Genomic DNA, 26636 nt, shown 5'->3' on the forward strand with positions numbered 1-26636 from the left:
GCAGCACCAACGAACCGGAGCGGACGGCGCGGGCGGGCGCGCGCGGCGCTGAAGCCCCTTTGCCTGCGAGCGGCTCCGCGCTAGGAGCGGGGCATGACGGAGCCCTTCGACGATCCTTTCGGCCTCGCGGGCCAGACCATCGAGGGGAAGTACCGCGTCGCCGCCGTCATCGGCGACGGCGGGTTCGGCGTGGTCTACCGCGGGGTCCACGAGGGCTTCGGCGAGCTCATCGCCATCAAGTGCCTGAAGCTGCCGACCTCGCTCGACGCGGAGCAGCGCGACGCCCTGCTCGAGACGCTGCGGGGCGAGGGGCGGATCCTGCACCGGCTGTCGCGGGCCACCTCGGGCATCGTGCAGGCGCTCGACGTCGGCGCGTTCACGACCCGGGCCGGCGTGTGGGTGCCCTACCTCGTCCTGGAGTGGCTGGAGGGCCAGACGCTCGGGCAGCACCTCCGGGACCGGCGCGACCGGGGCGAGGTCGGCATGTCGATCGCCGAGGCGATCCAGCTGCTCTCGCCGGCCGCGCGCGCGCTCGCCGTCGCGCACGCGCACAAGGTCGCGCACCGGGACGTGAAGCCGGCCAACCTGTTCCTCACGGACGTCGGCGGGGTGCGGACGCTGAAGGTGCTCGATTTCGGCATCGCCAAGGTGCTGGCCGACCACCCCACGTTCACCGAGGCGCTCGCGGCGACCCGGCAGGGGCCGAGCGCGTTCACGCCGCGCTACGGGGCGCCCGAGCAGTTCAACAAGGCCCGCGGCGCGACCGGCCCCTGGACCGACGTGTTCGCGCTCGCGCTCATCTTCGTCGAGCTCGTGAGCGGCAGGCGCGCGCTCGAGGGGGACGACCCCACGCAGCTCTACATCGCCTCGGCCGACCCGGCGGTGCGCCCGACGCTGCGCGCGCGCGGGCTGCCGGACGCGCCGGAGGCGGTCGAGCGCGTGCTCGACAAGGCGCTCTCCATCGAGCCGAAGCACCGCTTCACGAGCGCGGGCGAGTTCTGGGACGCGCTCTCGGCCGCGGCGCTCGGCGAGCGCGCCGGGTCGGGCCCGCGGCTCGACGTCCCCGGCGCGGAGCACGCGGGCGGGCTGTCGACGGCCGAGTACGCGGCCGCGCGCGGGCTCGGCGCGGCGGCCGGTCACGCCGGCCTGCCGGTCGAGCCGACGATGCTCGCCGACGCGCGCGCGCCCGCCCCGGCGCGGCCCGCCGTGGTCAAGGTGAGCCACGGCGCGGGCGGGCCGCCGACGGGCGGCGCGGCCGGCTTCACGGGCGGCGCGGCCGGCAGCGGCGGCGCGGCCGGCTTCACGGGCGGCGCGGCAGCGGTCTCCGGCGCGGCCTCCGCCGCCGGCGCGCTGGCGACGGGCGGCTCCCGGACCGCGCAGGTCGACGACTCCATGATCGAGACGGTCGCGCCCGCCGGATACCCCGGGGCTCGCCCGCCGCCCCCGCCGCCCGGCGCCGCCCCGCACCCGGCCGGCGGCCCGCCCCACGCCGCGCCGCCCGGCGCCGCCCCATACCCGGCCGGCGGCCCGCCCCACGCCGCGCCGCCCGGCGCCGCCCCATACCCGGCCGGCGGCCCGCCGCACGCCGCGCTGCCCGTCGCCCCGCCGCAGCGCGGCCGCGGCCCCGTGCGCGCGGCGCTTCCCTGGTTCCTCGCGGCGCTCCTGCTCGGCGGCGCCGGCGCCGCGGCGTACTTCCTGGTGCTGGCGCCCGACGGCAAGAAGCCGGCGCGGGCCCCGGCCGCGCGCGCCCCCGCGAAGGCATCGCCCACCGGGCGCGCCGTGGCGACGGCCCCCGCGGGCGCGGCGACGGCGGTCGCCACCGCCGCGCCGGCGGAGAGCGCCCCGACCGAGGCGTCGGCCGCCGCGCCCGCCGCGCCGTCGGCGCCGCCGGCCGACATGGTCTACATCGGGCCGGTCACGACCACGATCGGCGCCGCGGGCGAGGCGCGCCAGGTGACGCTCACCCGCGGGTTCTACATCGATCGCAACGAGGTGACCGTCCGCGCCTACCGCGCCTGCATGCAGCAGCGCATGTGCGGAGCCGCGGATCACGTCTCGCTGACGCCCGAGCTCCTGCCGGGCGTGCAGGCGCCGGCGGCGTCCGAGGACCAGCAGGAGGCCGAGCTGTGGTCGCGGCGCTGCAACGAGCCGCGCAACGCGACCGGGCACCCGATCAACTGCGTCGACTACTCCCAGGCCGAGAGCTACTGCCGCTTCCGGGGCCGCCGGCTGCCCACGGAGGCGGAGTGGGAGGTCGCGGCGCGCGGCGCTGCGGGGCGGGCCTACGTCTGGGGCGACGACGCGCCCACGTGCGAGCGCGCCTGCTACGACCGCAACGAGGGCTGCCTCGCGCGCGGCACCGAGGTCGCGACCTGCGCGTCGGGCGCGCACCCGAGCGATCGCACCCCGGAGGGCGTCTACGATCTCGCCGGCAACGTGTCCGAGTGGGTCTCGGACGGCCTCGTCTTCCCGCCGCCCGGCGGCGAGAACCCGCAGGGCGACCCGTCGTTCCCGCTCAAGGTGGTGCGCGGCGGGAGCTTCCTGGACGGCCCGGAGAAGCTCTCGGCCACGTACCGCACCGCCGCGGCGCCGGTGACCGCGCACGCCTGGATCGGCTTCCGCTGCGCCATGGATGCGCCGGCGCCGGAGGGCGCCCCGGCCCAGGAGAGCGCCCCGGCGCCGTGAGCGCCCCGCGGCGCCGTGACGCACGGGGCGGAAGGGCGCGGGCTACTCGACCCGCCCGCGGGCGCGCTTCACGGCGTTCCTGACCATCTCGCCGTACGGCCCCGCGGGGAGCTCGTGGAGCAGCGCCGCCGCGCGCTCGTAGCAGGCGCGCGCCTCGGCCATGTCGCCGAGCGCCTCGTGCGAGTGCCCCAGGTTGAGGACGAGCGACGGATAGAAGCCGCGCGCCCGGTCGCCGCCCACGGCGTCGGCCCGGCGCAAGGCTTCCTGGTTCCACGCGAGCGTTTCCTTGTCGCTCCCCTGGTGGCGGGCGACGTAGTGGGCGGCGATGCACGCCTCGTAATCGTCGGTGCGCGCGGCCCATGCTTTCTCGAACAGGGCCCGGGCGTCCTCGTTCCGTCCCTCGGCTTCGGCCTGCATGCCCTCGGCGCAGAGCCGCACCACGGGGTTGTTCGGGTCGATGCCGTCCATGCTGCGAGTCTCGCGGTCCGGTGGAACTACCGCAAGCCGGTCCGGGCCGACGGCGTCACGACCCTGGAGCGCGCTGGGAGGACGGCCTTGGACGATACGACTTGCGGTTCGGAGGGGGTCCCGACCCCGCGCCGGCGCTGTGCATTGCGGTCCGGAGGGGTCCGGACCCCCCCTGCTGGCACAAGATCCGGCGCTTCCCGGGGGGTAAATGGCGCAGAACCGCACAATCCAGAGCGTATTTTGGCACAATTTCGCGCCGAGAGACGCTCCGCGGAGCGTTCCGGGGGGGTCCGGACCCCGGTGTGTCGCAATGCATTGCGGTTGAGCCAGTGTCGGACCCCCCTCGATTGGCACAGGTGAAGGTCGTCCTGGCACACCTTCGTCGCCTGCGAGACGGCAACGTGCTGCGAATTGACGCCGCGCGTGGCCGCCGGCGACCCTCGTCCCATGGCGCGCACGGCTCCGGTTCCGAACATCCCCGCCCTCCCTGGCATGAACCCCGGGACGTGGATCCTGTGCGGCGGGGGCAGCGGAGGAGGCGGCGGGGGCGCGGAGGCCGCGGCGGCGGGGGCGCGGAGGCCGCGGCGGCGGGGGCGGGCAAGGCGCCGACGGCAAGGGCGGCGGCAAGGACGCCGGCTCCTGCGGCCCGGGGAGCGGTGGAGGCTGCCCGAACCCGTCCCATGGGCATGAGCGGCGCCTGGGTGCGCATATGAGCACGAGCGACTGGTCGCCTTTCTGCAGAGCGCACCTGAGTAGAGTCGACGTGCGGCCGCTCGACCCGAGCAGCGCCCAGGATTGGGAGCTGGAGCTCTATGAGCTGACCGACAGAAGAGGCCTGCCCCGCCTGCTCGGTACCGAGCTCGGACATGACACCGCCTCGGCGGCTCCCGTCGAGTCTTGCGAGGGAGGCGCTGCCCGAAAGCCGTTCGCCTCATCGCCGTCCCTGGGGGCGCTGTACATCAGCGCGCCGAGCGGCCCGAAGTCGCTGCGTAGCATATCTACGCTGAACGGGCTCCATCTCGCACAGGACTGGCGGGACTGGGTCGAGCGTCTCGCCCGTGTCGATGCGATGGCGCCGTTCCCTCCTCCGCTCGTCGTCTCGAATGCAAAGAACCGCCAAGCACAGCGTGAGCTGCTATCGAGCTTCATTACCAATCTAGGCCTCTCACAGGAGCCGACGAACGACGACGTATCCCCAATCTTCGCGAAGGAGGACACGCTGGTGATGGGGGCGTACCCACATGGAGGCAGCCGAGAGCGCGTCTACACCACGAACACCGGCGCTCTCGACGCGGCGCTACGGGCCGCTACAGAGATCGGTCTCCCCTGGTGCATGGATACAACACGGCTCCCCTTCGGTGCCATCCTGGCGGGACTCACGGATATCGTAAACGAGCATCGTCGCGCAACGTACTTCGGCGCATTACGCGTCCTCGTTGGAAAGCACGCCGTCGTGCAACAGCTAGTGGACTGTTTGATAAGTTTTTTAACATATTCCCCTGGGTGGCGTAAGCTTCGGCATGCGAGGACGACCACCCAGGAAGATCGAGCTGTCGCGGGACGATCGGGCGTACCTGGAGCGGCTGGTGCGCGACGGACGCACCGAGCAACGCGTGGCTCGCCGAGCTCGGGTGCTCTTGGCCATGGCAGACCCGGCGACGGTCGTGGAGGAACTGGCGGCGCACGTGGAGCAGAGGCGCGAGACGATCTGGCACCTCTGCCGTCGGTACGAAAAGGTGGGGGTTCGGGCGGTCGAGGACGCTCCTCGCGAGGGTCGGCCCCGGGCTTTTTCCCCCTCTGCAACGCGTCGGCCTCGAGATGCTCGCCTGTTGTGAGCCCGCAGGGCTCGGGCTGCACATGACGCACTGGTCGACGCGCAGCCTGGCGAAGGTGGCGGCTGAGCGTGGGCTGGTGCCGAAGATTGCGCACTCGACCGTCTCGCTGATCCTGCGTACCGCCGATCTCCAACCCCACCGTTCGCGGTACTGGAAGACGCCCACGATCGATGCCGACTTCGAGAGGAGGGCGACGCGCATCCTGTGGTGCTACGAAAGAGCCTCGGATCTCACTGCGCGCGGCGAGCTTGTACTTTGCTTCGACGAGAAGCCGAACATCCAGGTGCTCGAACGTCGGCGACCGACCCGCCCCGTGAGGCGCGGCCAGGTCGAGCACCAGGAGTTCGAGTACATCCGGCACGGGACGGTGAACTTCGCCGCGGTGCTCGATGTGCACACGGGCAAGATGCGCGGGTGGTGCCCCAACCGGAACGATAGCGAGCACCTGCGCGCGATCCTGCCCGAGTTACTCCACGAGTGCTGCAATGCGCGACGCGTGCACCTCATCTGGGACGGAGCCCCGTCGCACGTTGCACAGGAGACCACCACCCTGCTGCGTACCCTCTACCCGCACGTCCGCGTGCTCGTGACGCCGGCGCACGCCTCGTGGCTCAACCAGGCCGAGTTGCTGCTGCGCGCGTTCAGCGAGCGCTACTTGAAGCGCGGCAGCTGGAACAGCCGCCAGCAGCTCGTCGAGCACCTGGACGCGAGCTGGCGGGAGTACGACCAGCTCTACGCTCACCCGTTCAGGTGGTCCTGGACGCGGCAGAAGATGCACCGCTGGGTTGAGCGGCATGCCGCGTGATTATGTTAAAAAACTTGTCGAACAGTCCACTAGAGGTGCTGGGCATCAGGATCGAAGATGCACAGTTCACGCCCGGCGGCGGCGTGCGGCACTTTGATGTCGTTCCGCCTCACGGCTCCGAGCGCCTAGCGCGGTGGGCGCGAACCGCGCGGGTGGTACGCACCTCCACCCAGCTGGACGAAGCGAGCGTGGCGCAGTGGGCGAGGGAGCGAGGAATCACGCCCTGGCCAGCGCTCGCCCGGTGCGAGCAAGATCTCGGCGGCCTGCTGGCGCCCGGCGGCGGAGGAGCGGGCGACGCCGACCCGCTGAGCCGTCCAGCGATCGTCCTGGGGCTCGGCCTCCTCATGCGATCGCCGGAGACGCTGGTGGCCTCCTGGAGCCGGGCGTATCAGACCTCCCCGGACGAGCCTCTGCTGCTGTCGTGTGGTGTCGAAGAACCCCAAGTGCGCCGCTACCTGCTCTGGAGCTGGCGTGGACACGACCTGGTGTTCATCGGCGAGTGGCGAGGACGCTTCGTGTTCTGCGATGCGGCAGGTGCTATCTGGCGCTATGATGGGCTCGCTGGCCAGCTCGACGTCGCGGCCGGCACCCCGCGAACCTTTCTCGAGCGCATCGCGCTCGAAGAGCACCTGTGGTCTGAATGGGGCCACTATGTCCCGGTACACGTATTCGCCGACGTCGGGGCGGAGGCGGCGCACCGGCTGGGTCTTCGCGAGGTGCGAGAGGCGACGGATGAGCTCGAGCAGACCTACGAAGGGGATGGAGTTCTGCTCTGGCAGATCGTCGAGTATGGGCCGAATCGCACCGAGGTGCTGGTTGCGGGGCTGGATGCAGCCCGCGTCGTGGAAGCAGTGCGCGCAGCTCGCTCGCTGGCACCCGATTCCAGGGTCAAGGTTTTCAGCGAGACCGGCCAGGGCGCAACGCTCGTCAATGCTCTGATCGAAGCTGGAATCGGCGATCGATGGAGCCTCACCGCCACGGAGCTCCAGGAAAAACTCGCGTCGGAGGGCGACGCTCCAGAGAGCGACGCGTGAGCGGGCGCCTCGACCGGTCCGCCCGGAGCTCGAGGCGCTCCGGAAGACGTCTCCGTTCGCCCACGAGCCACACGCTCGCCGCACCTCACGTCTCCACGCGCTCTCCCGCCAGGCTCCCCGCGCCCTGCGCCGCCTTCGCCGGACCGCCCGCGGCCCCGGCGAGCAGCACGATGGCGATCGCCCCGACAACGATGAGCGACAGCGCGAACGGCAGGCTCGTGGCCGCGGCGATGTGGCCGACCACGGGCGGACCGCCGAGGAACGCCAGGTAGCCGAACGTCGCGACGGCCGCGATCGAGGTGCCCGTGGGGCCGGAGCGCGCGGCCGCGCTGAAGACCGTGGGGATGACGCACGAGAGCCCGAGCCCCACGCACGCGAACCCGAACAGGCCGGCGATCGGACGGCCGATCAGCAGCGCCGCGGCGAGCCCCACCGTCACCAGGACGGCCCCGCCGCGCACCACCGCGACCGGGCCCAGCCTGCTGCTCACCCCGTCGCCGAGGAAGCGGCCCGCCGCCATCGCCACCGAGAAGGCCGCGAACCCCGTCGCCGCGAAGGCCGCCGTCGTGCCGAGCGTCTCCCGGAGGTACACCGCGCTCCAGTCGGCCATCGCGCCCTCGCCGAACATGCACAGGAACGCGATCGCGCAGAGCGGCCACATCGCGCGGGGCGGCAGCGCGAACGGGTTCCTCGGCGGCTCCGGCGCGGGGACGCCGGGCCGCACCCAGGGCGAGAGCAGCCCGACGAGGAGCAGCACCGCCACCGCGGCCAGGGAGAGGTGCGCCGCGGGCGCCACCCCCGCGTGCGCCAGCGCCCCGCCGGCCGCCGCGCCCGCGAGCCCCCCGACGCTGTACAGCGCGTGGAACGACGACATGATCGGCCGCCCCCACGCCTCCTCCACCTCGGCGGCGTTCGCGTTCATCGACACGTCCATCACGCCGTTCGACACGCCGAAGAACGTGAGCACGAGGAACAGCTCGGTCGGCGTCCGCGCGAGCCCCGGCCCGAACAGGCTGATCGCGAACGCCGCGCCGGCGGACACCGCCACGACCCGGCTCCCCAGGTGCGCGACGAGCCACCCCGCGAGCGGCATCCCCACGAACGCGCCGAGCGCCGGCGCGAGCAGCACGTTGCCGAGCGTCGCCTCGCTCAGCGCGAGCGCGCGCTTGAAGTCGGGGATGCGCGTTACCCACGTGCCGATGCAGAAGCCGTTGGCGAGGAAGATCAGGAGCCCGGCGGCGCGCTGCGCCCGGACCCGCGCGGCGGCGGTCCGGCCCCTCGCCCCCTCGACAACCTCGTGCTCGACCCCCGCCTCCTCCGGCCCTCGCGCGAGCTCACCCTCGGTCTTCTGCATCGTCTGGCGCCTCTCGACGCCTACGTATCAGAGAGCGTGCCCCCTCGCCGCCCCGCGCGCGCATCGCGCCTCCCGCGCGCGATCCTCCCACCACGTGGGACGCGGAGCGCACGGGGACGTCGCGAACCGAGAGCACCCGCCCTCGAAGGGCGGCGACCCGCGGCTTTCCATCGCGCGATCGCGCGATCGCGTGATCGCGCGCGCGAGCCCGCGACAAATCGCCCCATGTGGCCAGCTGCACCATCCATCGCCGGCCCCGGGATCGTCGGGCGGACGCGCGGCGGCCGAGCCTGCCCGGATGCTCGCGGCCCCTGCGAGCTCGCCCTCGCGGCCTGGACGTTGCAGTGCCCGACATCGGCAGAATCGCCGTGCCTCAGGGCAGCTTCTGGGTCTCGCACGCCCCGCAGCGCCCGGGCGGATCGAGGTGAGCCACGAGCGATCGTCCGCTGGTCGAGGCGCCTCGCCGCGATCCCGTGAGACCCCCGTCGGCTCGAGGCATTCGGCCCCAGGAGCGCCCCAGGAGCGATCGATGTCACGCACGCATGACCTGCTCATCCTTGTCGCGGCAATCGCCGTGGGTGTCGCGCAGACCGGCTGCCTCGCGGAGGCGCTCGAGAGCGAGCCCGCCGAGGGGCAGCTCGGGTCGGCGGGAGAGGCGCTCACCTCGATGAACCGCCTCTCGATGAACCGCCTCTCGATGAACCGCCTCTCGATGAACGGCCTGTCCGCGGGCGGGCTGTCGCCGAGCGGCGCGGACCTCTCCTCCACGGCGCTCATCGAGACCCCCGAGGGCCGCGAGCTGCTCACCTACGTGATCCGGTGCGCCCTGCCCGAGGGCGAGAGCCTCAGCGGCGCGCACGGCGGCGTGACGTACACCTTCCCCGGCGCCGTCGGCGTCGCCCCGGACTGGCGCGACGAGCCGCTGGATCCCGCCGGCCAGCGCTGGGTGAGCGCGTGCCTGCTCGCCCACGTCAACGGCTACGGCGTCGAGGTGCCCATCTCGCTGCGCGGCGAGCACGAGGCGCTCGGGACCACCACGACCGAGCGGGCGCAGTTCAACGCGCAGGAGGCGGCGTTCTACGGCAACCTGTTCGGCAGCGGCCCGGATCACGGCATGTACGCGTGCGCGGGCGCCGCGGTCGAGGCGCAGTGCGGCGCGAACCCGAGCGCCGGTGTGCCCTCGCGGTCCTGCGGCGCGAGCGAGGATTGCGAGCTCTCCTTCGCCGGCCCCTGCCGCGACCTGGCGCAGCCCGAGCTGCAGACCTGCGAGGACGCCTCGGCGGATTTCGTCGAGGGCTGCTTCGCCGAGCCGAGCGGGCCGGACGGCTGGTCCGGCGGCCTGTTCGAGTACCCCGAGGTGATCACGGTGTACCTCAAGAGGGACGACTTCAACGCGCTCTACCCCGGCTGCGCGCCGCTCCCGTGAGGGGCCGCGCGCCTAGCCCAGCGCCGCCCCGTCCCGGAGCCCGAGCGTCTCCTCGCGCGCCGACAGGCACGCCTCGCTCCCCACGACGAAGGCGCGGCAGTTGTCCGGCCTGATCTCGTAGATCGCGCAGCGCCTGTCCTCGCAGAGGTGCTGGCAGCGGCCGCTCGCGGCGAAGCGCAGCGTGATCTTCCCGTCCCGCGACCGCCGCACGTAGGCGCGCCCCGTGAGGTCGCCCCGCCCGGCCCCCCGCCACCGCGAGAGGTCCACGTCGTCGAGCACCACGTTCGCGTCGTGGCAGCAGGCGCCGCAGGCCAGGCAGTCGAGCGCCACCTCGCGGATCGCCCCGGCGTGCACGCTGTCGCGCTCGCACCAGTCGAGCACCGAGCCCTCGTACTGCCGCTTCACCCGCGCCGTCGCGAGCCCCTGCGCCGGGCCCTCGGTCACCCGCCGGAAGCGCTGCTGCTCGATCGACAGGAGCGACCACAGCCCGAGCTCGGTGAGCTTGCCCTGCGCGTCGACCGAGAGGAGGAGATCGATCCGCTCGTCCGGCAGCACGACGGCCGCGTGCCCGCCGGCCCTCACGTGCGCCGCAGCGCGAGCCAGGAAACGCGGGCGAAACCGCCGCCACACGGGGCGCGACACGACATAGGCCGACATGCGGGCGCATCTTCGCGCCCCCGCCCCGCGCTGCCAAGCCCCCGCCCTTGCCGAGGCGGCCGCTCTGCTATCTTGACCGCGTGGGACAGGACGAAAAGGACAAGAAGATCGTCATCGTGAAGACCGGTGAGCCCGTGCCCCCGGTCCTCGAGCGGCGCGGCGAGTTCGCGGTCCTGATCGAGCAGACGATCGGCGCCGCCTGGCGGGGCGGCTACGCCGTCGTCGACGCCCGCGCGGGCGAGCTCCCCGCGCCCGACGCCCCGGGGATCGCCGCCTTCGTCATCACCGGCTCCTCGGCCAACGTCCCCCACCGCGAGCCCTGGATGCTCCGCTGCGAGGCGTGGCTGCGCGACGTCGTCCGCGCCGGCACCCCCACGTTCGGCATCTGCTTCGGCCACCAGATCCTCGCCCAGGCGCTCGGCGGCGAGGTCATCCGCAACCCGCGCGGCCGCGAGATCGGCCGGATCCGCGTCCAGCGCCGCGCCGACGACGTCCTCTTCGACGGCCTCCCGTCGAGCTTCGAGACCCACGCGACCCACGTCGACACGGTCGGCACGCTGCCCGAGGGCGCCCGGAGCCTCGCGTTCACCGAGCTCGACGACCACCAGGTCATCCGCTTCACGAGCACCTGCTACGGCGTGCAGTTCCACCCCGAGATGGATCACGACGTCATCGCCGGCTACATCGCCTTTCGCCGCGAGGTCCTGCAGGCCGAGGGCCTCGACGTCCCGGCGCTCCTCGACCGCATCTCCCCGGATCAGCTCGGCACCCGGACCCTGCACAATTTCATCGCGCACATCGTCCTGCCGCGCCTCGGCCGTACGCCGTCCGCCGGACCTGCATAGTCACCGCCCTGACTGACGCGCCGGTCAGTTCCCTCGGGGCCTGGCGCGGCGGGCGCGCGGCGGGCTGGCCCGCTCCGCGCGCGCCGCCCGGGCGGGCGCGGCGTCCTCCGGCGCGGGCGCCTCGGGCTCGCCGTCGGCGCGCGGCGCCGGCGGGCCGGGCTTGGCGCGCGGCGCCGGCTGGCCGGGCCCGACGCGCGGCGCCGGCGGGCCGGGCTCGGCGCGCAGCGCCGGCTGGCCGGGCGCCGGGTCCATCCGGAGGTAGCCGCGCCGCAGGAGATCGTAGAGCGCCGTGACGATGCGCTCGCGCGGGCGGGCCTGGTCCTCGAGGGCGTTCTCGAACAGCACCTCCTTCAGCGCGCCGATCGTGAACGTCGCGTAGAGCTCGGTGTCCCCCGGCTCGATGACGCCGAGCCGCTGCCCCTCGGCGAGGCTCCGCTCCAGGAGCAGCTTGACCTCCTGGCGGAAGGCGCGCAGCTCCTTGACGAACGCCGGATCGAGCCCCGCCGCGTGCGACAGGAGGATGCTCGTCAGCGCCGGATCGTCGAGCAGCACCGCCACGATCGCGCGGATGTTGTGCTTGACCTGCGCCTCCACGTCCGCCGACGGGTCCACGCGCAGGATGGCGCCGCCGAGGCGCGAGAAGAGCCCGCGCACGAGCTCGCCGAACACCGAGCGCTTGTCGGGGAAGTACAGGTAAAACGTCCCCTTCGCGACCTTCGCGAGCGCGACGATGTCGTCGACCTTCGCCTCGTGATAGCCCTTCTCGGAAAACACGGCGCGCGCCGCCCGGAGGAGGGCTTGGCGGCGCTCGGACTTGTTCATGGGCCGGTCGCTTTACCACCACCGGCCCGTCACCTGGGGCGCGATGTCTCCGCCGCGGCGTCGCCCGGGCGTGCCGCCCGAAAAGCGCCGGAAAGATCGGAGGACAGTGGACGACGGGCGGGCCGACGCGCCGACCGTACCGCGCCCCGCCGCGCCGAGCCCAGCGGCGGAACCTTGCGCCCCGGACGCAGATCCCGGGAAACCGGCGATCGCCGCCGGCCAAGACGCACCGAATCATTTGATTTTCGGGTCATCCCGTTGTAGCCATCACGACTGACCAGCCAGTCAGTCGGGCGCTGGTGACCGGCGACGGCGGTGGGAGGAGCCCCGATGGGAAGGCAGATCCAGGATCCGGTCGTGGTCGGCATCGACGTCGGCTCGACGACCGTGAAGGCCGTCGTGCTCGATCCGCAGACGCTCGAGATTCTCTGGAGCGACTACCAGCGGCACCAGACGAAGCAGCCGGAGAAGGTGCTGGAGCTCCTCGAGGCGATCGAGGCGTCGTTCCCCGCGTCGCCGCGCGAGAGCTGGCGGGTGTTCATGACGGGCTCGGGCGCGGCGCCCCTCTGTGCCGGCCTCGGCGCCAAGTTCGTCCAGGAGGTCAACGCGGTCACGCTCGCGGTCGAGAACCTGCACCCGGACGTGGGCAGCGTCATCGAGCTCGGCGGGCAGGACGCGAAGATCATCATCTTCCAGCGGGACGAGAAGACGGGCGACAAGACCGCCGCGCCGTCGATGAACGACAAGTGCGCCTCGGGCACGGGCGCCACCATCGACAAGTGCATGATCAAGGTGGGCCTGCCGTCGAGCGAGGTGGTCAAGATCCACTTCGACGACTCGAAGCTCCACCACGTCGCGGCGAAATGCGGCGTCTTCGCCGAGACGGACATCGTGAACCTCGTGAAGAGCGGTATCCCCTCGACGGAGATCCTCTGCTCGCTCGCCGACGCGATCGTCCTCCAGAACCTGTCGGTGCTCACGCGCGGCTCGACCTTGAAGCACAAGGTCATCCTGCTCGGCGGCCCCAACACCTACCTCCCCTTCCTCCAGGAGTGCTGGCGCAAGCGGATCCCCGAGACCTGGGAGGAGCGCGGCTACGGCTGGCCGAAGGACCGGCCGATCGAGGAGACGATCTTCGTCCCGGAGAACTCGCAGTACTACGCGGCGTTCGGCGCCTGCGTGTACGGGCTCAAGGAGGCGCCGGAGGTCGGCCTCTACGCCGGCAAGGCCGGGCTCATCGAGTACATGACGAACGGCCGCAAGGCCCGGCTCGGCGAGAGCGCGGGCCCGCCGCTCGTGAAGACGCGGGACGAGGTCGAGGAGTTCCGCAAGCTCTACAGCATCCCGAGGTTCACGCCGATGAAGCTCGCGCCCGGCCAGGTGGTGCGCGGGGTCATCGGCCTCGACGGCGGCTCCACCTCGTCGAAGGCGGTGCTCATCGACGAGGACGGGAGCATCGTCTGCAAGGCCTACCAGCTCTCGAAGGGCAACCCGATCCAGGACGCGAAGGAGCTGCTCGCCCAGCTCCGGCAGTATGTGATCGACCAGGGCGCGCAGCTCGAGGTGCTCGGCTTCGGCGGCACCGGGTACGCGGCCGACGTGCTCCAGGAGTGCATGCGGGCCGACGTCAACATCGTCGAGACCGTCGCCCACATGATGAGCGCCGTGAAGTTCTTCGGCGACGTCGACGTCATCTGCGATATCGGCGGACAGGACATCAAGGTCCTGTTCATGAAGAACGGCGACATCGCGAACTTCCGCCTCTCCAACTCGTGCTCTGCCGGCAACGGCATGCTGCTCCAGGCGATGGCCGACCAGTTCGGCCTGAAGGTGACCGAGTACGCCGACACCGCGTTCGGCGCCGAGCTCGCGCCGAAGTTCAGCTACGGCTGCGCCGTCTTCCTCGACACCGACCGGGTGAACTTCCAGAAGGAGGGCTTCTCGAAGGAGGAGCTGCTCGCCGGCCTCGCCCAGGTGCTGCCCAAGAACGTGTGGCAGTACGTCGTGCAGATCCCGCGGCTCGCGGCGCTCGGCACGCGCTACGTGCTCCAGGGCGGCACGCAGTACAACCTCGCGGCGGTCAAGGCGCAGGTCGACTACATCAAGGAGCGCGTCCCCGGCGCGGAGGTGTTCGTCCACCCGCACACCGGCGAGGCCGGCGCGCTCGGCGCCGCGTTCGAGACGCTCCGGGTCGTGAAGCGCAGGGGCCGCTCGACGTTCATCGGGATCGACGCGGCGATCGCGCTCGAATACACGACGAAGAACGACGAGGAGACGGTCTGCCACTTCTGCCCGAACGAGTGCAAGCGGACGTTCATCGACGCGAAGCGGCCCGACGGGACGACGAGCCGCTACATCTCGGGCTTCTCGTGCGAGAAGGGCACGGTCGAGAGCGAGCAGGCGATGCTCGCGCTCGTCGCCGAGCGGAAGAAGATCGCGAAGCAGTTCCCGAACCTGGTCGACTACGAGTCGAAGCTCGCCTTCCGGCACTTCTACGACACGGCGCCGCTGCCGGAGGGCGGCGCGCCGGTGAAGGACGTGGTCGTCAAGAAGGGCTTCCTCGGCATCCGCCGGGTGGAGACGACGCGCCCGTTCCGGCGGAGCGGGCCCGAGGTGCGCGAGCGCCTCCGCCGCGTCCGCATCGGCATCCCGCGCGTCCTCAACATCTACTCGACGGGCCCGTACTACCGGGCCTACTTCGAGGCGCTCGGCGTCCCGAAGCAGAACGTCGTCTTCAGCGACGCGACCAGCGAGGAGATGTGGGTCGAGGGCGGCAAGTACGGCTCCATCGACCCCTGCTTCCCCTCCAAGGTGGCGCAGGCCCACATCCACAACCTCCTCTTCACCCACCACTCGGACGAGAAGAAGCTCAATTACATCTTCTTCCCGATCCTCACCCACGTGCCGAGCTTCGGCGAGGGGGTGATGGACAAGACGAGCTGCCCCATCGTCGCGGGCGTGCCGGACGTCATGAAGGCGGCGTTCACGAAGGAGATCGACTTCTTCAAGACGCGCGGGATCGAGTACCTCGATCCGCCGCTCACGTTCTCCGAGATGACGCTGACGGCGCGCCGGATGTTCGAGACGTGGGGCCCGCGGCTCGGCGTCACCGAGGACGAGAGCGACCACGCGCACCGCGAGGGGATGCGGGCGCTCTCGCAGTTCGAGCGCGACCTCCAGGACAAGGGGCGGGCGATCCTCGAGACGGTCGAGGCCGAGAACCGCGTCGCCATCCTGATGGTCGGGCGGCCGTACCACTCCGATCCGGGCCTGAACCACGGCATCCCGGAGGAGTTCCAGGTGCTCGGCTATCCGATCCTCTCGGTCCGGTCGCTCCCGCGCGACATGGAGTACCTCGCTCGGTACTTCAAGGACGAGATCGCGAACGGCCAGCACCCGCTCGACATCAACGACGTCTGGCCCGAGAACTACTCGGCGAACAGCGCGCAGAAGGTCTGGGCGGTCAAGTTCGCCGCCCGCCACCCGAACGTCGTCTTGCTCGACCTCTCGAGCTTCAAGTGCGGCCACGACGCGCCGACCTACGGCATCATCGACAGCATCGTGAGCTCGAGCGCCACCCCGTACGCCGCGCTGCACGACATCGACGCCAACAAGCCGGGCGGCTCGATCAAGATCCGCGTGAAGACGTACGCGCACAGCCTCAAGCTGCACGAGGAGGCGCTCGAGGACGCGGCGAAGAAGAAGGCGGAGCTCGTCCACCGCATCGACGAGAAGCGGCTCGAGCTGCTCGAGCTGAAGCGCGAGCAGCAGGCGGCGCGCAAGATCACCGATCCCGCGCTCGAGCGGGAGATCGCGGCGCTCGCCGAGAAGGTGCGGAGCTACGTCGCGCCGGCGTCTCCGCCCGAGGCGCCGAAGACGGGCCTCGTCCAGCTCAAGAAGAAGCAGTCCGACGGGACCGTCGTCCCCTTGGAAGCCTGAAGACACGGCCAAGGTCGAGGGGGGGACGGCGCGTCCGGCCCCCTTCCAGCATCCGAGCGAAGGGAAGCCACGCCATGCAACAGACGATCACGCAGAAGACGCGCCTTCCTCTGGTCGGCGAGAAGAAATCCATCAAGGCGGACATCGACATCGAGGCGGAGCTCAGGGCGTTCGAGGAGGCCGAGCGGGAGCGGCTCGGCCTGAAGGCCGAGCGTCGGCAGTGGGTCGACAACATGCTCAAGCCGAAGATGACGAAGAAGGAGCGCGACAACGTGACGCTCCTCATCAGCGGCCTCACCGCGGCGCAGGACTTCCTGTGCGAGGGCGCGCTGAAGGGCCTCGGCTACAACGTCCATTACTTCGGGATGAGCGACAACGCCGGCCTCCAGACGGGCAAGGAGTTCGGCAACCGCGGGCAGTGCAACCCGACGTACTTCACGGTCGGCGGTCTGGTGAAGTACCTCATCGACCTGCGCGACAAGCAGGGGATGACGACCGAGGACATCATCAAGAACTACGTGTTCCTGACCGCGGGCGCCTGCGGGCCGTGTCGGTTCGGCATGTACGTGACCGAGTACCGGAAGGCGCTGCGCGACGCCGGCTTCGACGGCTTCCGGGTGATGCTCTTCCAGCAGACGGGCGGCCTCTCGCAGGCGACGGGCGACGACGTCGGCCTCGAGATGAACCCCGCCTTCTTCATCGCGATCATCAAGGCGATCGTCTGCGGCGACACGCTGAACGCGCTCGGCTACCGCGTCCGGCCTTACGAGGTCGAGCCCGGCGCGACGAACCGCGCGATGGAGAGCGCGAAGCGCATCCTTTACAAGGCGCTTTACGAGCAGACGAACGTCTTCCGCGCGCTCTACGAGGCGCGCAAGGAGTTCGAGGCCGTCCGGGTGGACAAGCTCCGGCCCAAGGCGAAGACGTCGATCATCGGCGAGTTCTGGGCGATGACGACCGAGGGCGACGGCAACTACGCCCTTCAGAAGTTCCTCGAGAGCGAGGGCGGCGAGAACGACATCCAGCTCACGACCGCGTGGCTGCTCTACAACATCTGGGAGTGCGCCCGCGACACCCGCGAGCGGCGCGATCTGCGCGGCGCGGACGAGGGCAACTACGGCCTGGCCGGCCTCGACGAGTTCGGCGTGGCGAAGCGGCTCGCGACGATGCGCCTCGCCGAGTCGGCGCTGCGCGTCGGCTTCCAGGCGTTCGCGCTGCCGCTCGGCCTGTTCGACTACCACCTCCCGGACATGGATCTCGTCGCCGACGTGGCGAAGGACTACTACTCGAACGACCTCCGCGGCGGCGAGGGGCACATGGAGGTCGGCAAGCTCATCGTGAACGCCGTGAAGTCGAAGGCGCACCTCACGGTGAGCGTGAAGCCGTTCGGCTGCATGCCGTCCTCGGGCGTCTCCGACGGCGTGCAGTCGCTGATCACGGCGCGTTACCCGGGGACGATCTTCTGCGCGGTCGAGACGAGCGGCGACGGCGCGACGAACTTCTACTCTCGTATCCAGATGTACATGTTCAAGGCGCGCATCCTGGCCGAGCAGGAGCTCGCCCGCGCCTACGAGGAGGCGGGCGTCACGGAGGCCGAGGTGCGGGCGTTCCTCGAGAAGCACCCGAAGTACGCGAGCCCGCTGCACCACGCGCCGCACCGGGTCGCCGGGTCGGCCGCGAACCTGGTCTACGAGGTGGCGCCGCTCATCAAGCAGTCGGCCGCCGAGCGCGCCGCGGAGAAGGTCCGCGCGGCGGCGGCGGCGGTCCGCGAGGCGGTGAAGGCGGCTCCGGCCAAGGCGGTGGCCGCAAAGGCGTTCCTGACCGACCCGGAGACGCTCTCGCGGGCGCGCGAGGACGTCGCGCTCGTCCGCGACCTCCTCGCGGGCAAGGCGGCGGAGCGGTTCAGCCCGCTCGTGAAGCGCCTGGCCGGCAAGGCGTACTTCGAGAACAACCCCGAGGTGCGCCACACGACCTACAGCGAGGAAGCCATCGCGGCGGAGTGAGGCGGCCGCCGCCGGGCTCGTCCCGGCGGCTCCCTCGGCCTCTCGGAGGTCGGTCCGGCGCGGTGAGCTGGGCTGAGAGACGCAGAGAGAGAAGAAAAAACGCAAAGGCGCAAAGGCGCAAAGACGCAAAAAAGAAGAGTTAGAAAGGAGCTTTTCTTTCTCTCCTCTTTGCGCCTTTGCGCCTTTGCGCCTTTGCGCCTTTGCGCCTTTGCGCCTTTGCGTTTTTTCTCGCTTCTCTTCTCGCGTTGGGGTCAGCCCTCCGCGGGCAGGAACCAGCGGAGGGCGTCGCGCGCGATCTCCGGGGGCACCACGTGCGGGCCCTCGAACTCCTCGTAGCGCAGGTCGTACCCGGCGACCCGGATCAGCGGCGCGAGGCGCCGGCTGCAGGGGTCGATCCGCAGCACCTGGTCCTGCGTGCCGTGCGAGATGAAGATGCGCGGCCGGCCGCGCTGCTCCGCGGGGGCCATGAAGCCCGGCGAGAACGCGATCACATGGGTGAACAGGTCGCCGTTGGTCAGCCCGAGCGACAGCGCGTACGACGCGCCGTCCGAGAAGCCGCCGATCGCGATCCGCACCGGATCGACCGCGGCGCCGCGGAACAGCTGGTCGAGCGCGCGATCCAGGAAGTCGACGTCGGGCCCGTACGCGTCGTCCGAGATGATGTCCCAGCTCGAATGGCGGGAGTCGGGCGCGAGCAGCAGGAGCCCCGCCGCGTCCGCCAGCTCCCGCAGCAGCGCGATCCCGTGGTGCGCGCTGCCCCCGGCCCCGTGCAGCAGGACCACGAGCGGCGCCGGGCGGTCCGGCCGGTAGCCCGCCGGGACGTAGAGCAGCCCGTCGCGCCGCGGGGACAGCCCGAGCGGGCTCAGCCCGGTCGAGACCTCGCCCCCGGGCTTGGCTCTCGGCCGCGCCCGGAGGCGCGAGGGATCGTTCGTGATGGCGCCGGCGCGCATTGCCTCATCCTCCTCCGGAGGCCCGGACGGGCTCGTGGTCGCCTGACCTCGCCCGCATCCCAGGAGCCCGACCAGGGCCCCAGCGCTCCCCATGCCGAGCAGGCGCCGCCGCGCGAGCTCGGGTCCCGGCCCCGCGGGGCCGCGGCCGCCGTCAGCTCGCCGCCTTCTGTTCGTAGTACTCATTGATATGCTGATAGACCTCCTCGGGGAACTCGAGGTCCTTGTAGACATTGCCCTCGTCGGGATCGTCGGCGTTCGGGATGATGGGGAACTCCTGCTGTCGCTGCCATTCCAGGATCCGCTCGCGCCGCGGCGGGCTGTAGCCGCGCCGCTCGACCTGCATCGCGAGCGAGCGGGCCTCCTCGGCGCCGCCCTCCGGGTCGCGGCCGAGCCAGTCGACGAGCTCGTCGTGATCGAGGAAGTGGTGGGCGATCATCGCGAATACCAGGCGACCGTAGCGCCCGATCGACTCGCCGCGCTCGAGCGCGCCGAGCAGGTGAGCCATCATGTGATTCTTGCGCAGGGCCTCGACAGCCATGGATCCTCCTCTGAACATGAGATCACCCGGCCCGATGCATCGGCCGTACCAGAGCCCGCCGACGCCGCCTCTGGGCCCGACGGGGCGCGGCGGCACAGGGCTCGTGGCAAAACGCATCACGGCGGAGGGCGGCTGTCACAGCGGGCCCAGGCGCGGGCGAGGCGCCGGCCGCGAGGGCGGAGGCGCCGGCGGGGGTAGAGGGGCGCGACGGGCGGCCCGGCTGCGGCGTTTCCGCTGCCGACCGCGGCATTTCCGGCGCGGGGGGCGCGGGCCCACGCGGGTCGCGACGCGGCCGCGAAGTTCTGCTAGACATCGCTCGCCATGACCGAACTGCGCTCGTTGTCCCCCGATGCTCTTGCCTCGCTCACCCGGGAGCTCGAGGCACGTTATGCTGCCTTTGAAGCCCGCGGCCTCAAGCTCGACATGACGCGCGGCAAGCCGTCGTCCGAGCAGCTCGACCTCGCGAACGGCCTGCTCGCCCTGCCCACCGCGAACGACTTCGTCGCCTCGGACGGGTCGGATACGCGCAACTACGGGGGCCTCGACGGGCTTCCCGAGATGAAGGCCATCTTCGCCGAGCTGCTCGAGGTGCCCGCGGCGCAGGTCATCGTCGGCGGCACCAGCAGCCTGACCATGATGCACGACGCGGTGGTCCGCGCGCTCGTCCACGGCGTGCCCGACGGCAACGGCGCCTGGGTGAAGCAGCCGAAGGTCAAGTTCCTGTGCCCGAGCCCCGGCTACGATCGCCACTTCGCGATCTGCGAGCACCACGGCATCGAGATGATCGCGGTCGACCTGAACGACGCCGGCCCGGACATGGATCAGGTCGAGCGGCTGGTCGCCCAGGACGAGGCCATCAAGGGGATGTGGTGCGTCCCCAAGTACAGCAACCCGACCGGCACCACGTACTCCGCCGAGGTCGTCCGCCGGCTCGCCGGCATGAAGGCGGCGGCCCCGGATTTCCGCCTCTTCTGGGACAACGCCTACGCGGTCCACGACCTCTATGCCGAGGGCGATCGGCTCGCGGACATCGTGTCGGCGTGCAAGTCGGCGGGCAACCCCAACCGGCCGATCGTCTTCGCCTCGACGTCGAAGATCTCGTTCGCTGGCAGCGGCGTCGCGGCCATGGCGTCGAGCCCCGCGAACGTGGCGGACGCGAAGAAGCACCTCGGCATCCAGACCATCGGCCCGGACAAGGTGAACCAGCTGCGCCACGTGCGGTTCTTCAAGGATTACAAGGGCTTGCTGAGCCACATGCAGAAGCACGCCGAGCTCATGCGGCCCAAGTTCGAGGCGGTGACGAGCATCTTCGAGCGCGAGCTCGGGGGCAAGGGCATCGCCACCTGGACCTCGCCGCGCGGCGGCTACTTCGTCAGCCTCGACACCCCCGACGGCTGCGCGAAGGAGGTCGTGCGCCTGGCCGACAAGGCGGGCGTGAAGCTCACCGGCGCCGGGGCGACGTACCCGTACGGCCGCGATCCTCGCGACCGGAACATCCGCATCGCGCCGTCGCTGCCGCCGCTCGATCAGATTCGCGTCGCCATGGAGGTCGTCGCGGTCTGTGTCCAGCTCGCGAGCGCGCGCAAGCTCGCGGGCTGAGCGGTCGTCTCCCTCCTCATCGCCGCTCGCCCGCATGGCGAGCGGCGGACCGCCGTGCAAGGCTCGGCGCTTCCCTCCCGGAGCGCCTCATGCAGCCACTCACCCTCGAAGGTCAGCGGAGAGTTGCCGATCTGTCACAGCGCTATTTCGTCAGCACCGACGCGGTGATGACGCTCTTGCAGGCGCTCGTGAACGGGAACGGGACGATGGCGCAGTTCTATCACCCCGAGCTGGGCGGCGCTGGGCAGTGGATGCAGGGCGGCATGACCATGATCGGGGACATGTTCAACAGCGCGCTGAAGGCCAAGGTGGAGGGCCTGTGCGCCGAGCTGTCGAATCTGCTGGCCAGCCAGCCGTTCGCTTCGGCGCCGGCGGGCTATCCGGCGCAGGGCGGGCAGCAGCAGCAGCAACAAGGCGGCAGCGGAGGCCTGGGGGGCTCGCCGGTCAGCCTGTTCGTTCCGGCGTCCGGGGGCGGCTCGGGGAGCTGGTGGCCCGGGGAGCTCGGGGCGCCGAGCTCCAGCGGGTCGCAGAACAACATTCGCTATGCGGTTTTCCCCGGCGCGCGGCGGTTGGCCGTCGACGTCGACGGGCGCGTCAGCGTCTATGACACGCTCGATCACCAGATCGGCGGTGTGTCGCAGCAGCAGGGGTCGGGGTCGTCGGCCACGTTCACGAGCCAGTACGGCGTCGTGAGCGTGCAGAGCTTGCCGCTCGTCTCCGGCGACGCGGCCGCGCAGCCGGGGCCTGGAGCTGCGCCAGCTCCGGCGCAGGCCGCGGCCGCCCTGCCCCGCGCTTCGTCGGGTGCGGAGGGGGATATCTTTGCTGCCATCGAGCGGCTCGCGGACCTGCGGCAGAAGGGGATCATCACCGAGCAGGAGTTTGCCGCGAAGAAGACCGATCTCCTGAGCAGGCTCTGATCGCGAAATCGCGCGAGACGCCGGCGTCGACCGAGTCGACACGGGGGAGGAGATTTCAACGCAAAGGCGCAAAGGCGCAAAGGCGCAAAGAGAGAGGAATAGACATTCTCACTCTCTCTTGCGCCTTTGTGCTTATTCTCTCTTCATCCCCTTGCGCCTTTGCGCCTTTGCGCCTTTGCGTTTACTCTTTCTTCATATCAAGCCACGATCCCCGTAGCTCGTGAGGACGAGCCCCCTGAAGCCATCACCGCTCAGGGCCCATGGCACACGGCCTCGACGTTGTGCCCGTCCGGATCGAGCACGAACGCCCCGTAATACCCGGGATGGTACTGCGGCCGGAGCCCCGGCGGGCCGTTGTCGGCGCCTCCAGCCGCCAGCGCGGCCTTGTAAAAGGCGTCGACGTCGGCGCGCGTCTTCGCGACGAAGGCGATATGCATGCGGCCCTGCAGCGCGGCGCCCGTGCCGATCCAGAACTGCGGGTTACCGTCGGCCCCCAGACCAGCGTGCTTGTCCGCACCCCCGGTCACCTCGGGCGTGATCTCCATCACGAGCCCGTAACCGAGGGGCGCCAGGGCCGCCAGATAGAAGGCCTTGCTCCGTTCATAGTCCGAAACCGGAAAACCGATATGGTCGAGCATGCGCGCCATCATCGCCCAGACCGGCGCGCGTCGGCGGACAAAACCTACCTCGCGGGCCGCGCCCTCTCGCGCTCCAGGCCGCGAAGGACCTCCTCGAGCGCTTCCTGGGTGATGAGCCCCACGTGCCGGAACGCCTCCCTCCCCTCGGGGTCGAGGATCACCACGCTCGGCACGTGGTGCAGCCCGGCGAACGGCCCCTCCCCGGCGATCGTCGGGGCGTCCGCGAGCGCCACCGGATACGGGAGCTTGAGCGTGGCGGCGAAGGCCTCGACGAGCGGCCGGTTCTCGCTCGCCTCCAGCACGAGGAGCGCCGCGTTGATGCGCGGCGTGTGATCGCGGAGCAACCCGGAGAGGAACCGCGCCTCCGCCTGCGACGCCACGTCGTAGGTCGCCGCGAAGCCGATCACGCTGAACCTGCCCGCGAGCGACGCGGTCGAGAGCTCGCGCCCGTCGAGCGTCTCGTACGAGAAGCTCAGCGCCGGGCCCCGCGGCGGCGCCGCCTCCGCCGCGACCGCGGGCGCCGCCGCCGCGGGCTCACGGACCGCGTCGCCGCGGCCAGCGCAGCCGAGCGCGAGGAGCACGAGCGGCAAGCCGGCCGGCGCGAGCGACCTCATGGCAGCGGATCCCCCTCCAGGTGCGCGTCGAAGAGATCGGCGCAGAGCTGCAGCGACGGCGGGAGCTCCGCGCCCTTGCGCTGCTGCGCGAGGATCGCATGACACAGCTCCTCGATGACCAGCTTGATCGGCGTCGCCTCGAGCTGCGCGCCGTCGAGCACCATGCCAGGGCCGGGCGCCTCCTCCGCGCGCACGATCGGGTCGTGCCGCGCCCAGGCGATGCCGTCCTCCGGGAGATAACGACACCAGAGCACCCGCACGAAGCGCAGGTAGAGCGGCGTCACCAGCGCCACCACGCGATCGCCCCCCGCGGCGATGCCGCGCAGCGCGAAGCCCGCGGCCGGACGCGGGGCGCGCTCCCCCTCCCCCATCGCGACCTCGATCCGCTCGCGGCGCGCCGCGTCGCTCTCGACCGACAGCAGCGGCGCGTAGATCGCGACGGCAGGGACCTGCAGCTTGGGCGCGTCCTCGGCGAGCACGTCGAGCCACGCCTCGCGCGCCTCGGGGCCGAGCTCGCCGTACACGTGCGCCGCGGCGATGGCGGCCTCGGCGTCGGTCGCGAGCGCGGCCAGCCACTCGCGCCAGGCGGCGAGGATGCGCGGATCGAGCAGCGCGCCCGAGGCGCCGGGCAGGCCCTGCGCCGCGCCCTCGTGGACAGCGGCGTCCAGCGAGGCATCCTGGACGAGATCGACCGAGCTCGGATCGCGGCGCTCCGTCATGCCCCCCTCAGCGTGGCGCGCCGCGGCGCCGCGCCCCGACGTCCCGCTCCAGATCGAGCAGGAGCTCGGCGAACTCGTCGCCCCGGTCGAGCGGCGACGCGAGCGTGAGCTCACCCCCGCGATCCGCGAGCAGGAGCGCGACGCCGTCGCTCGCCTCGACGATGCCCTTCACGAACACGACGTCCGCCGGATGAACGACGACGTCCTGGACCAGCATCCCGGCGCTCGCCTCCGCGACCGAGAGCGGGCCGCGCGCGGGCCCGAGCGGCCCCGCGTCCCCCGCCGAAGGCTGCCCATCGGCCGGAGACGCCGCGGCGATTCGCCTTGAATTGCTGTCGCGCCGGCCCATCGACGGCGGAGCTAAGCACCGCTCGCCGGAGGGATCCAGCGGGCACACCCGGCGGGGATGACCAGGGCCCTCGCCGCGTCAAGAGGCCGCGGCCGGCCCACGATCCGCGGCCCCCGAGCCGCTCTCGAGGAGACCGAAACGCTTCGCGAGATCGTCGGGCCGCTCACCTTCGAAGGCGCGGAGCTCGTGGGCGCGCTCGATCGGCACGACCACGAAGCGCCACGGCGTCGCCGCGAGCTCGGTCCCCTCGATGCACCGGGCGACGTGCGCCGCGTTGAGCGCGGCGCCGATCGTCGTCTCGAGCACGCCCTCGTAGAAGGCGGACAGCTCGACCGATCCCGACGCGACCGGCGGCCGCACGAAGCACGCGACGCGCGGGGGGTTGGCGCAGAAATCCGCGGCGAGCCGCCCCATGCCGAGCTCGGCGAGCGCCTGATCGAGCGCGCCCACCGCGAGCAGCACCGGCGCCTTGTCGAGCGCGGCCGCGCCCGCCTCGACGACGGTGCTCTCCGCGACGCCCGCGATCCTGCGGCCGACGCCCCGGCCGAGCTCCCGCGCGGCGCCCTGCCCGACCCGCGCGAGCAGCGCGGCGACCTGATCCCACGCGAGCGGGAACATGGCGCCGAGCGGGCCGCTCAGCCGGCCGCGGTCGCGCTCGTGGCGGATCGTCGCCGGGCGCTCGTGCTCGTCGCGCTGGACCGGCACGCGGTGCACGGTCATGAACACGCGATCGACCGGCGCGCGCGCGAGCTGGACGAAGACGTCCTGCGCCCCGTGGAGGAAGTGGAAGCGGAACGCGAACCGATCGGTCGCGCCCGGCGCCTGCTGCGCGAGGGCGCGGAACCGGCCGAGGAACGCCTCGACCCGGGTGCAGGGGGCGATCTCCTGGAAGAAGTTCCTGCCGACGACCCGCGCCGACGGGAGGCGGCTCATGCGCTGCTCGTAGCGGTTGTAGAGGAGCACGACGCCCTCGTCGTCCAGCACGATGAAGCCGTACGGGAGGTCGTCGACCTCCTGCGAGGTCATCTCGGCGAGGCGCTCCACGCTGAGGGGGAGGGCGTCCTGCGGGCTCTCGGGCACCTCATCCATCGTCGACATCTGGGTCATCGCTCGGCTCCTTCGAACAAGACGCTCGCCCACCCGACCTGCTCGACCAGGCGCGTGAGCCCGCCGAGCACCTCCCGGATGCGGTGGCGCTGGAAGCGCGACGGGACCCTCTCCGCGGCGGCGTCGAAGAAGGCGACGATCCAGGCGGCGACCGCCTGCGGGATCGCCGAGCGGGCGCGATCGATCTGGGCGACCGAGACGAGCGCGTCGCCGCTGATGGCGAACGCGTCGAGCGCGCCGTGGTGCTCGCGCGCCGTCGTCCACGAGGACGCGAGCAGCCGCGACGTCATCGGCGGCCCGAGCCAGGCGCGCGCGTAGGCGGTGCAGGCGTTGACCACGGCGGCGGCCAGCGCCACGTCGGCCGCGTCGTCGGCGGGGAACGCCGGAGGGTAGTGGCTCTCGCGCTCGCCGCGGTGCGGCCCGCTCGAGTCGCTCGCGACGACCTCGAAGGTGGCGCCTCGCCACGCGCCGAGCGAGTCGAGCGCGTCGGTCCAGCGCTCCGAGGGCCGCACGCCGTCGGCGCGGGCGTGGACGGGGCGCCCGGCGTCGACCGTCACCTCGGCGCGGAGCGCGCCGGCGCGCACGCGGATGAAGCAGCTCCGGCTGCGCGAGGCGAGCGACGCGAGGAGCCCGTCGAGCCCCACGTCGTCGAGCTCGCCGCGCAGGATGACGCGGCTCCGCTGCCGCTCGGCCTGCGCCGCGAGCCGCTGGACCTGCGCGGCGAGCACCGATCCCGGGACGTCGTCCGCGAGCACCCCCGCGAGCTCCGCCATCGAGACGATGGTGCGCGAGGAGCTGACGCCGATCACGGGCGGCGGGCCGTCGAGCACCGCGCGGAGCGAGCGGGCCATGTCGAGGAGCGCCGCCGGGCTCTGCGCGCAGGCCACGGCCGCGTCGACCCGCAGCGCGTCGGGCGGCGGCCGGTTGGGCGCGACCTCGCACGTGACTACCCGCATGCGGGCCTCGCGAAGCGCAGAGGCGACCCGATGGGCGAAGGGCGTTGCCGGCGCCGAGGTGACGACGATGTCGAACATATCGAAGCGGACTCTAGGATCATGAACACCCTCCGTCAAATTCTATCAACAAACATTGTATAAACCATCCGCTCCGGAATCACATGAAATTGTCCGTAAATCTCTGTACTCAGCCTGGACTTTAAGTGAAATTCGATACAATTCATGCGACATGCCGATACATGAGACAATCTTTGCACAAAGATGATCTCCGGTGCGGTCCGCCAGCAGGATCACCGGGGCGGAGCGGGTGATGGCCGGGGCCGCGGGGAGGCCGACGCCGCGGCGCGCCGAGGCAGGCGGGCTCGGGAGGGCGGCG

Annotated in this window: 21 protein-coding genes; 9 read left to right on the forward strand and 12 right to left on the reverse strand. The window is 71.5% G+C overall.

The features are described 5' to 3' along the window. Positions 1-93: 93 nt before the first annotated feature. Positions 94-2685, forward strand: coding sequence for an SUMF1/EgtB/PvdO family nonheme iron enzyme (locus tag WMF20_RS36525; protein WP_437606405.1), 2592 nt, complete (start codon positions 94-96; stop codon positions 2683-2685). Between the two features lie 42 nt (positions 2686-2727). Here the strand turns inward: WMF20_RS36525 and WMF20_RS36530 are convergent, their stop codons facing one another. Further along, entirely contained in the window at positions 2728-3153 is a 426-nt protein-coding gene (locus WMF20_RS36530; RefSeq protein ID WP_437606406.1) for a hypothetical protein, read from the reverse strand. A 1857-nt stretch (positions 3154-5010) separates the two neighbouring features. Between WMF20_RS36530 and WMF20_RS36535 the strand changes: the two genes are divergently transcribed. Further along, positions 5011-5793: an IS630 family transposase gene (locus WMF20_RS36535; RefSeq protein ID WP_437606407.1), complete on the forward strand. Its 783-nt coding sequence runs from the start codon at positions 5011-5013 to the stop codon at positions 5791-5793. A gap of 14 nt (positions 5794-5807) precedes the next feature. Then, positions 5808-6827 (forward strand): hypothetical protein, encoded by a 1020-nt coding sequence (locus WMF20_RS36540; RefSeq protein ID WP_437606408.1) that lies wholly within the window; start codon positions 5808-5810, stop codon positions 6825-6827. 85 nt (positions 6828-6912) lie between these two features. Here the strand turns inward: WMF20_RS36540 and WMF20_RS36545 are convergent, their stop codons facing one another. Next, entirely contained in the window at positions 6913-8181 is a 1269-nt protein-coding gene (locus WMF20_RS36545; RefSeq protein WP_437606409.1) for an MFS transporter, read from the reverse strand. Positions 8182-8710: 529 nt separating this feature from the next. Between WMF20_RS36545 and WMF20_RS36550 the strand changes: the two genes are divergently transcribed. After that, positions 8711-9607, forward strand: coding sequence for a hypothetical protein (locus WMF20_RS36550; protein ID WP_437606410.1), 897 nt, complete (start codon positions 8711-8713; stop codon positions 9605-9607). A gap of 12 nt (positions 9608-9619) precedes the next feature. On the opposite strand, the gene WMF20_RS36555 is transcribed toward WMF20_RS36550, so the two are convergent. After that, the gene (locus tag WMF20_RS36555; RefSeq protein WP_437606411.1) at positions 9620-10264 is read right to left on the reverse strand and encodes a YkgJ family cysteine cluster protein; all 645 of its coding nucleotides are present in this window, start codon (positions 10262-10264) and stop codon (positions 9620-9622) included. Positions 10265-10344: 80 nt separating this feature from the next. Between WMF20_RS36555 and WMF20_RS36560 the strand changes: the two genes are divergently transcribed. Continuing rightward, entirely contained in the window at positions 10345-11109 is a 765-nt protein-coding gene (locus WMF20_RS36560) for a glutamine amidotransferase (protein WP_437606412.1), read from the forward strand. 24 nt (positions 11110-11133) lie between these two features. On the opposite strand, the gene WMF20_RS36565 is transcribed toward WMF20_RS36560, so the two are convergent. After that, complete coding sequence (locus WMF20_RS36565) at positions 11134-11931, reverse strand: TetR/AcrR family transcriptional regulator (protein WP_437606413.1); 798 nt, start codon at positions 11929-11931, stop codon at positions 11134-11136. A gap of 330 nt (positions 11932-12261) precedes the next feature. Between WMF20_RS36565 and WMF20_RS36570 the strand changes: the two genes are divergently transcribed. After that, entirely contained in the window at positions 12262-15870 is a 3609-nt protein-coding gene (locus WMF20_RS36570; RefSeq protein ID WP_437606414.1) for a BadF/BadG/BcrA/BcrD ATPase family protein, read from the forward strand. A 74-nt stretch (positions 15871-15944) separates the two neighbouring features. Further along, the gene (locus WMF20_RS36575; protein ID WP_437606415.1) at positions 15945-17873 is read left to right on the forward strand and encodes a 2-hydroxyglutaryl-CoA dehydratase; all 1929 of its coding nucleotides are present in this window, start codon (positions 15945-15947) and stop codon (positions 17871-17873) included. Between the two features lie 251 nt (positions 17874-18124). Here WMF20_RS36575 and WMF20_RS36580 read toward each other — a convergent pair whose 3' ends face one another. Both WMF20_RS36580 and WMF20_RS36585 read right to left on the reverse strand, forming a co-directional pair. Beyond that, a complete protein-coding gene (locus tag WMF20_RS36580) occupies positions 18125-18823 on the reverse strand; it encodes an alpha/beta hydrolase (RefSeq protein ID WP_437606416.1) in 699 nt (232 codons plus the stop codon). 151 nt (positions 18824-18974) lie between these two features. After that, entirely contained in the window at positions 18975-19361 is a 387-nt protein-coding gene (locus WMF20_RS36585) for a hypothetical protein (protein WP_129578622.1), read from the reverse strand. 321 nt (positions 19362-19682) lie between these two features. Here WMF20_RS36585 and WMF20_RS36590 point away from each other — a divergent pair, with 321 nt between their 5' ends. Next, a complete protein-coding gene (locus tag WMF20_RS36590; protein WP_437606417.1) occupies positions 19683-20960 on the forward strand; it encodes an aminotransferase class I/II-fold pyridoxal phosphate-dependent enzyme in 1278 nt (425 codons plus the stop codon). An 89-nt stretch (positions 20961-21049) separates the two neighbouring features. Then, complete coding sequence (locus WMF20_RS36595) at positions 21050-21877, forward strand: SHOCT domain-containing protein (protein WP_437606418.1); 828 nt, start codon at positions 21050-21052, stop codon at positions 21875-21877. Positions 21878-22128: 251 nt separating this feature from the next. Here WMF20_RS36595 and WMF20_RS36600 read toward each other — a convergent pair whose 3' ends face one another. The 6 genes from WMF20_RS36600 to WMF20_RS36625 form a co-directional block, all read right to left on the reverse strand. Beyond that, a complete protein-coding gene (locus WMF20_RS36600) occupies positions 22129-22515 on the reverse strand; it encodes a VOC family protein (protein ID WP_437606419.1) in 387 nt (128 codons plus the stop codon). 44 nt (positions 22516-22559) lie between these two features. Next, positions 22560-23129, reverse strand: a complete 570-nt coding sequence (locus tag WMF20_RS36605) for a TlpA family protein disulfide reductase (RefSeq protein ID WP_437606420.1) — start codon at positions 23127-23129, stop codon at positions 22560-22562. Then, positions 23126-23848 carry a hypothetical protein gene (locus WMF20_RS36610; RefSeq protein WP_129578628.1) on the reverse strand — a complete coding sequence of 241 codons (723 nt, stop codon included), beginning with the start codon at positions 23846-23848 and terminating at the stop codon, positions 23126-23128. The genes WMF20_RS36605 and WMF20_RS36610 overlap by 4 nt, the downstream gene beginning before the upstream one ends. 7 nt (positions 23849-23855) lie before the next feature. After that, positions 23856-24065, reverse strand: coding sequence for a hypothetical protein (locus tag WMF20_RS36615; RefSeq protein WP_437606421.1), 210 nt, complete (start codon positions 24063-24065; stop codon positions 23856-23858). 210 nt (positions 24066-24275) lie between these two features. After that, positions 24276-25304 (reverse strand): PAS domain-containing protein, encoded by a 1029-nt coding sequence (locus tag WMF20_RS36620; protein WP_437606423.1) that lies wholly within the window; start codon positions 25302-25304, stop codon positions 24276-24278. Further along, the gene (locus WMF20_RS36625; protein WP_437606424.1) at positions 25301-26260 is read right to left on the reverse strand and encodes a DUF4388 domain-containing protein; all 960 of its coding nucleotides are present in this window, start codon (positions 26258-26260) and stop codon (positions 25301-25303) included. Before WMF20_RS36625 ends, WMF20_RS36620 begins: the two co-directional genes overlap by 4 nt. Positions 26261-26636 lie beyond the last annotated feature (376 nt).

Origin of the sequence: Sorangium sp. So ce834, from assembly GCF_051521425.1 — a bacterium.
Taxonomy (GTDB): Bacteria; Myxococcota_A; Polyangia; order Polyangiales; family Polyangiaceae; genus Sorangium; species Sorangium cellulosum_D.

What these genes read in the sequence shown, in the direction of transcription:
- WMF20_RS36585 (WP_129578622.1), bottom strand. Translation starts at nt 19,361, where the DNA reads ATGGCTGTCGAGGCCCTGCGCAAGAATCACATGATGGCTCACCTGCTC.
- WMF20_RS36620 (WP_437606423.1), bottom strand. Translation starts at nt 25,304, where the DNA reads ATGACCCAGATGTCGACGATGGATGAGGTGCCCGAGAGCCCGCAGGAC.
- WMF20_RS36525 (WP_437606405.1), top strand. Translation starts at nt 94, where the DNA reads ATGACGGAGCCCTTCGACGATCCTTTCGGCCTCGCGGGCCAGACCATC.
- WMF20_RS36580 (WP_437606416.1), bottom strand. Translation starts at nt 18,823, where the DNA reads ATGCGCGCCGGCGCCATCACGAACGATCCCTCGCGCCTCCGGGCGCGG.
- WMF20_RS36555 (WP_437606411.1), bottom strand. Translation starts at nt 10,264, where the DNA reads ATGTCGGCCTATGTCGTGTCGCGCCCCGTGTGGCGGCGGTTTCGCCCG.
- WMF20_RS36600 (WP_437606419.1), bottom strand. Translation starts at nt 22,515, where the DNA reads ATGCTCGACCATATCGGTTTTCCGGTTTCGGACTATGAACGGAGCAAG.
- WMF20_RS36595 (WP_437606418.1), top strand. Translation starts at nt 21,050, where the DNA reads ATGCAGCCACTCACCCTCGAAGGTCAGCGGAGAGTTGCCGATCTGTCA.
- WMF20_RS36530 (WP_437606406.1), bottom strand. Translation starts at nt 3,153, where the DNA reads ATGGACGGCATCGACCCGAACAACCCCGTGGTGCGGCTCTGCGCCGAG.
- WMF20_RS36575 (WP_437606415.1), top strand. Translation starts at nt 15,945, where the DNA reads ATGCAACAGACGATCACGCAGAAGACGCGCCTTCCTCTGGTCGGCGAG.
- WMF20_RS36590 (WP_437606417.1), top strand. Translation starts at nt 19,683, where the DNA reads ATGACCGAACTGCGCTCGTTGTCCCCCGATGCTCTTGCCTCGCTCACC.
- WMF20_RS36615 (WP_437606421.1), bottom strand. Translation starts at nt 24,065, where the DNA reads ATGCTGGTCCAGGACGTCGTCGTTCATCCGGCGGACGTCGTGTTCGTG.
- WMF20_RS36605 (WP_437606420.1), bottom strand. Translation starts at nt 23,129, where the DNA reads ATGAGGTCGCTCGCGCCGGCCGGCTTGCCGCTCGTGCTCCTCGCGCTC.
- WMF20_RS36550 (WP_437606410.1), top strand. Translation starts at nt 8,711, where the DNA reads ATGTCACGCACGCATGACCTGCTCATCCTTGTCGCGGCAATCGCCGTG.
- WMF20_RS36565 (WP_437606413.1), bottom strand. Translation starts at nt 11,931, where the DNA reads ATGAACAAGTCCGAGCGCCGCCAAGCCCTCCTCCGGGCGGCGCGCGCC.
- WMF20_RS36545 (WP_437606409.1), bottom strand. Translation starts at nt 8,181, where the DNA reads ATGCAGAAGACCGAGGGTGAGCTCGCGCGAGGGCCGGAGGAGGCGGGG.
- WMF20_RS36610 (WP_129578628.1), bottom strand. Translation starts at nt 23,848, where the DNA reads ATGACGGAGCGCCGCGATCCGAGCTCGGTCGATCTCGTCCAGGATGCC.
- WMF20_RS36535 (WP_437606407.1), top strand. Translation starts at nt 5,011, where the DNA reads ATGACGCACTGGTCGACGCGCAGCCTGGCGAAGGTGGCGGCTGAGCGT.
- WMF20_RS36570 (WP_437606414.1), top strand. Translation starts at nt 12,262, where the DNA reads ATGGGAAGGCAGATCCAGGATCCGGTCGTGGTCGGCATCGACGTCGGC.
- WMF20_RS36625 (WP_437606424.1), bottom strand. Translation starts at nt 26,260, where the DNA reads ATGCGGGTAGTCACGTGCGAGGTCGCGCCCAACCGGCCGCCGCCCGAC.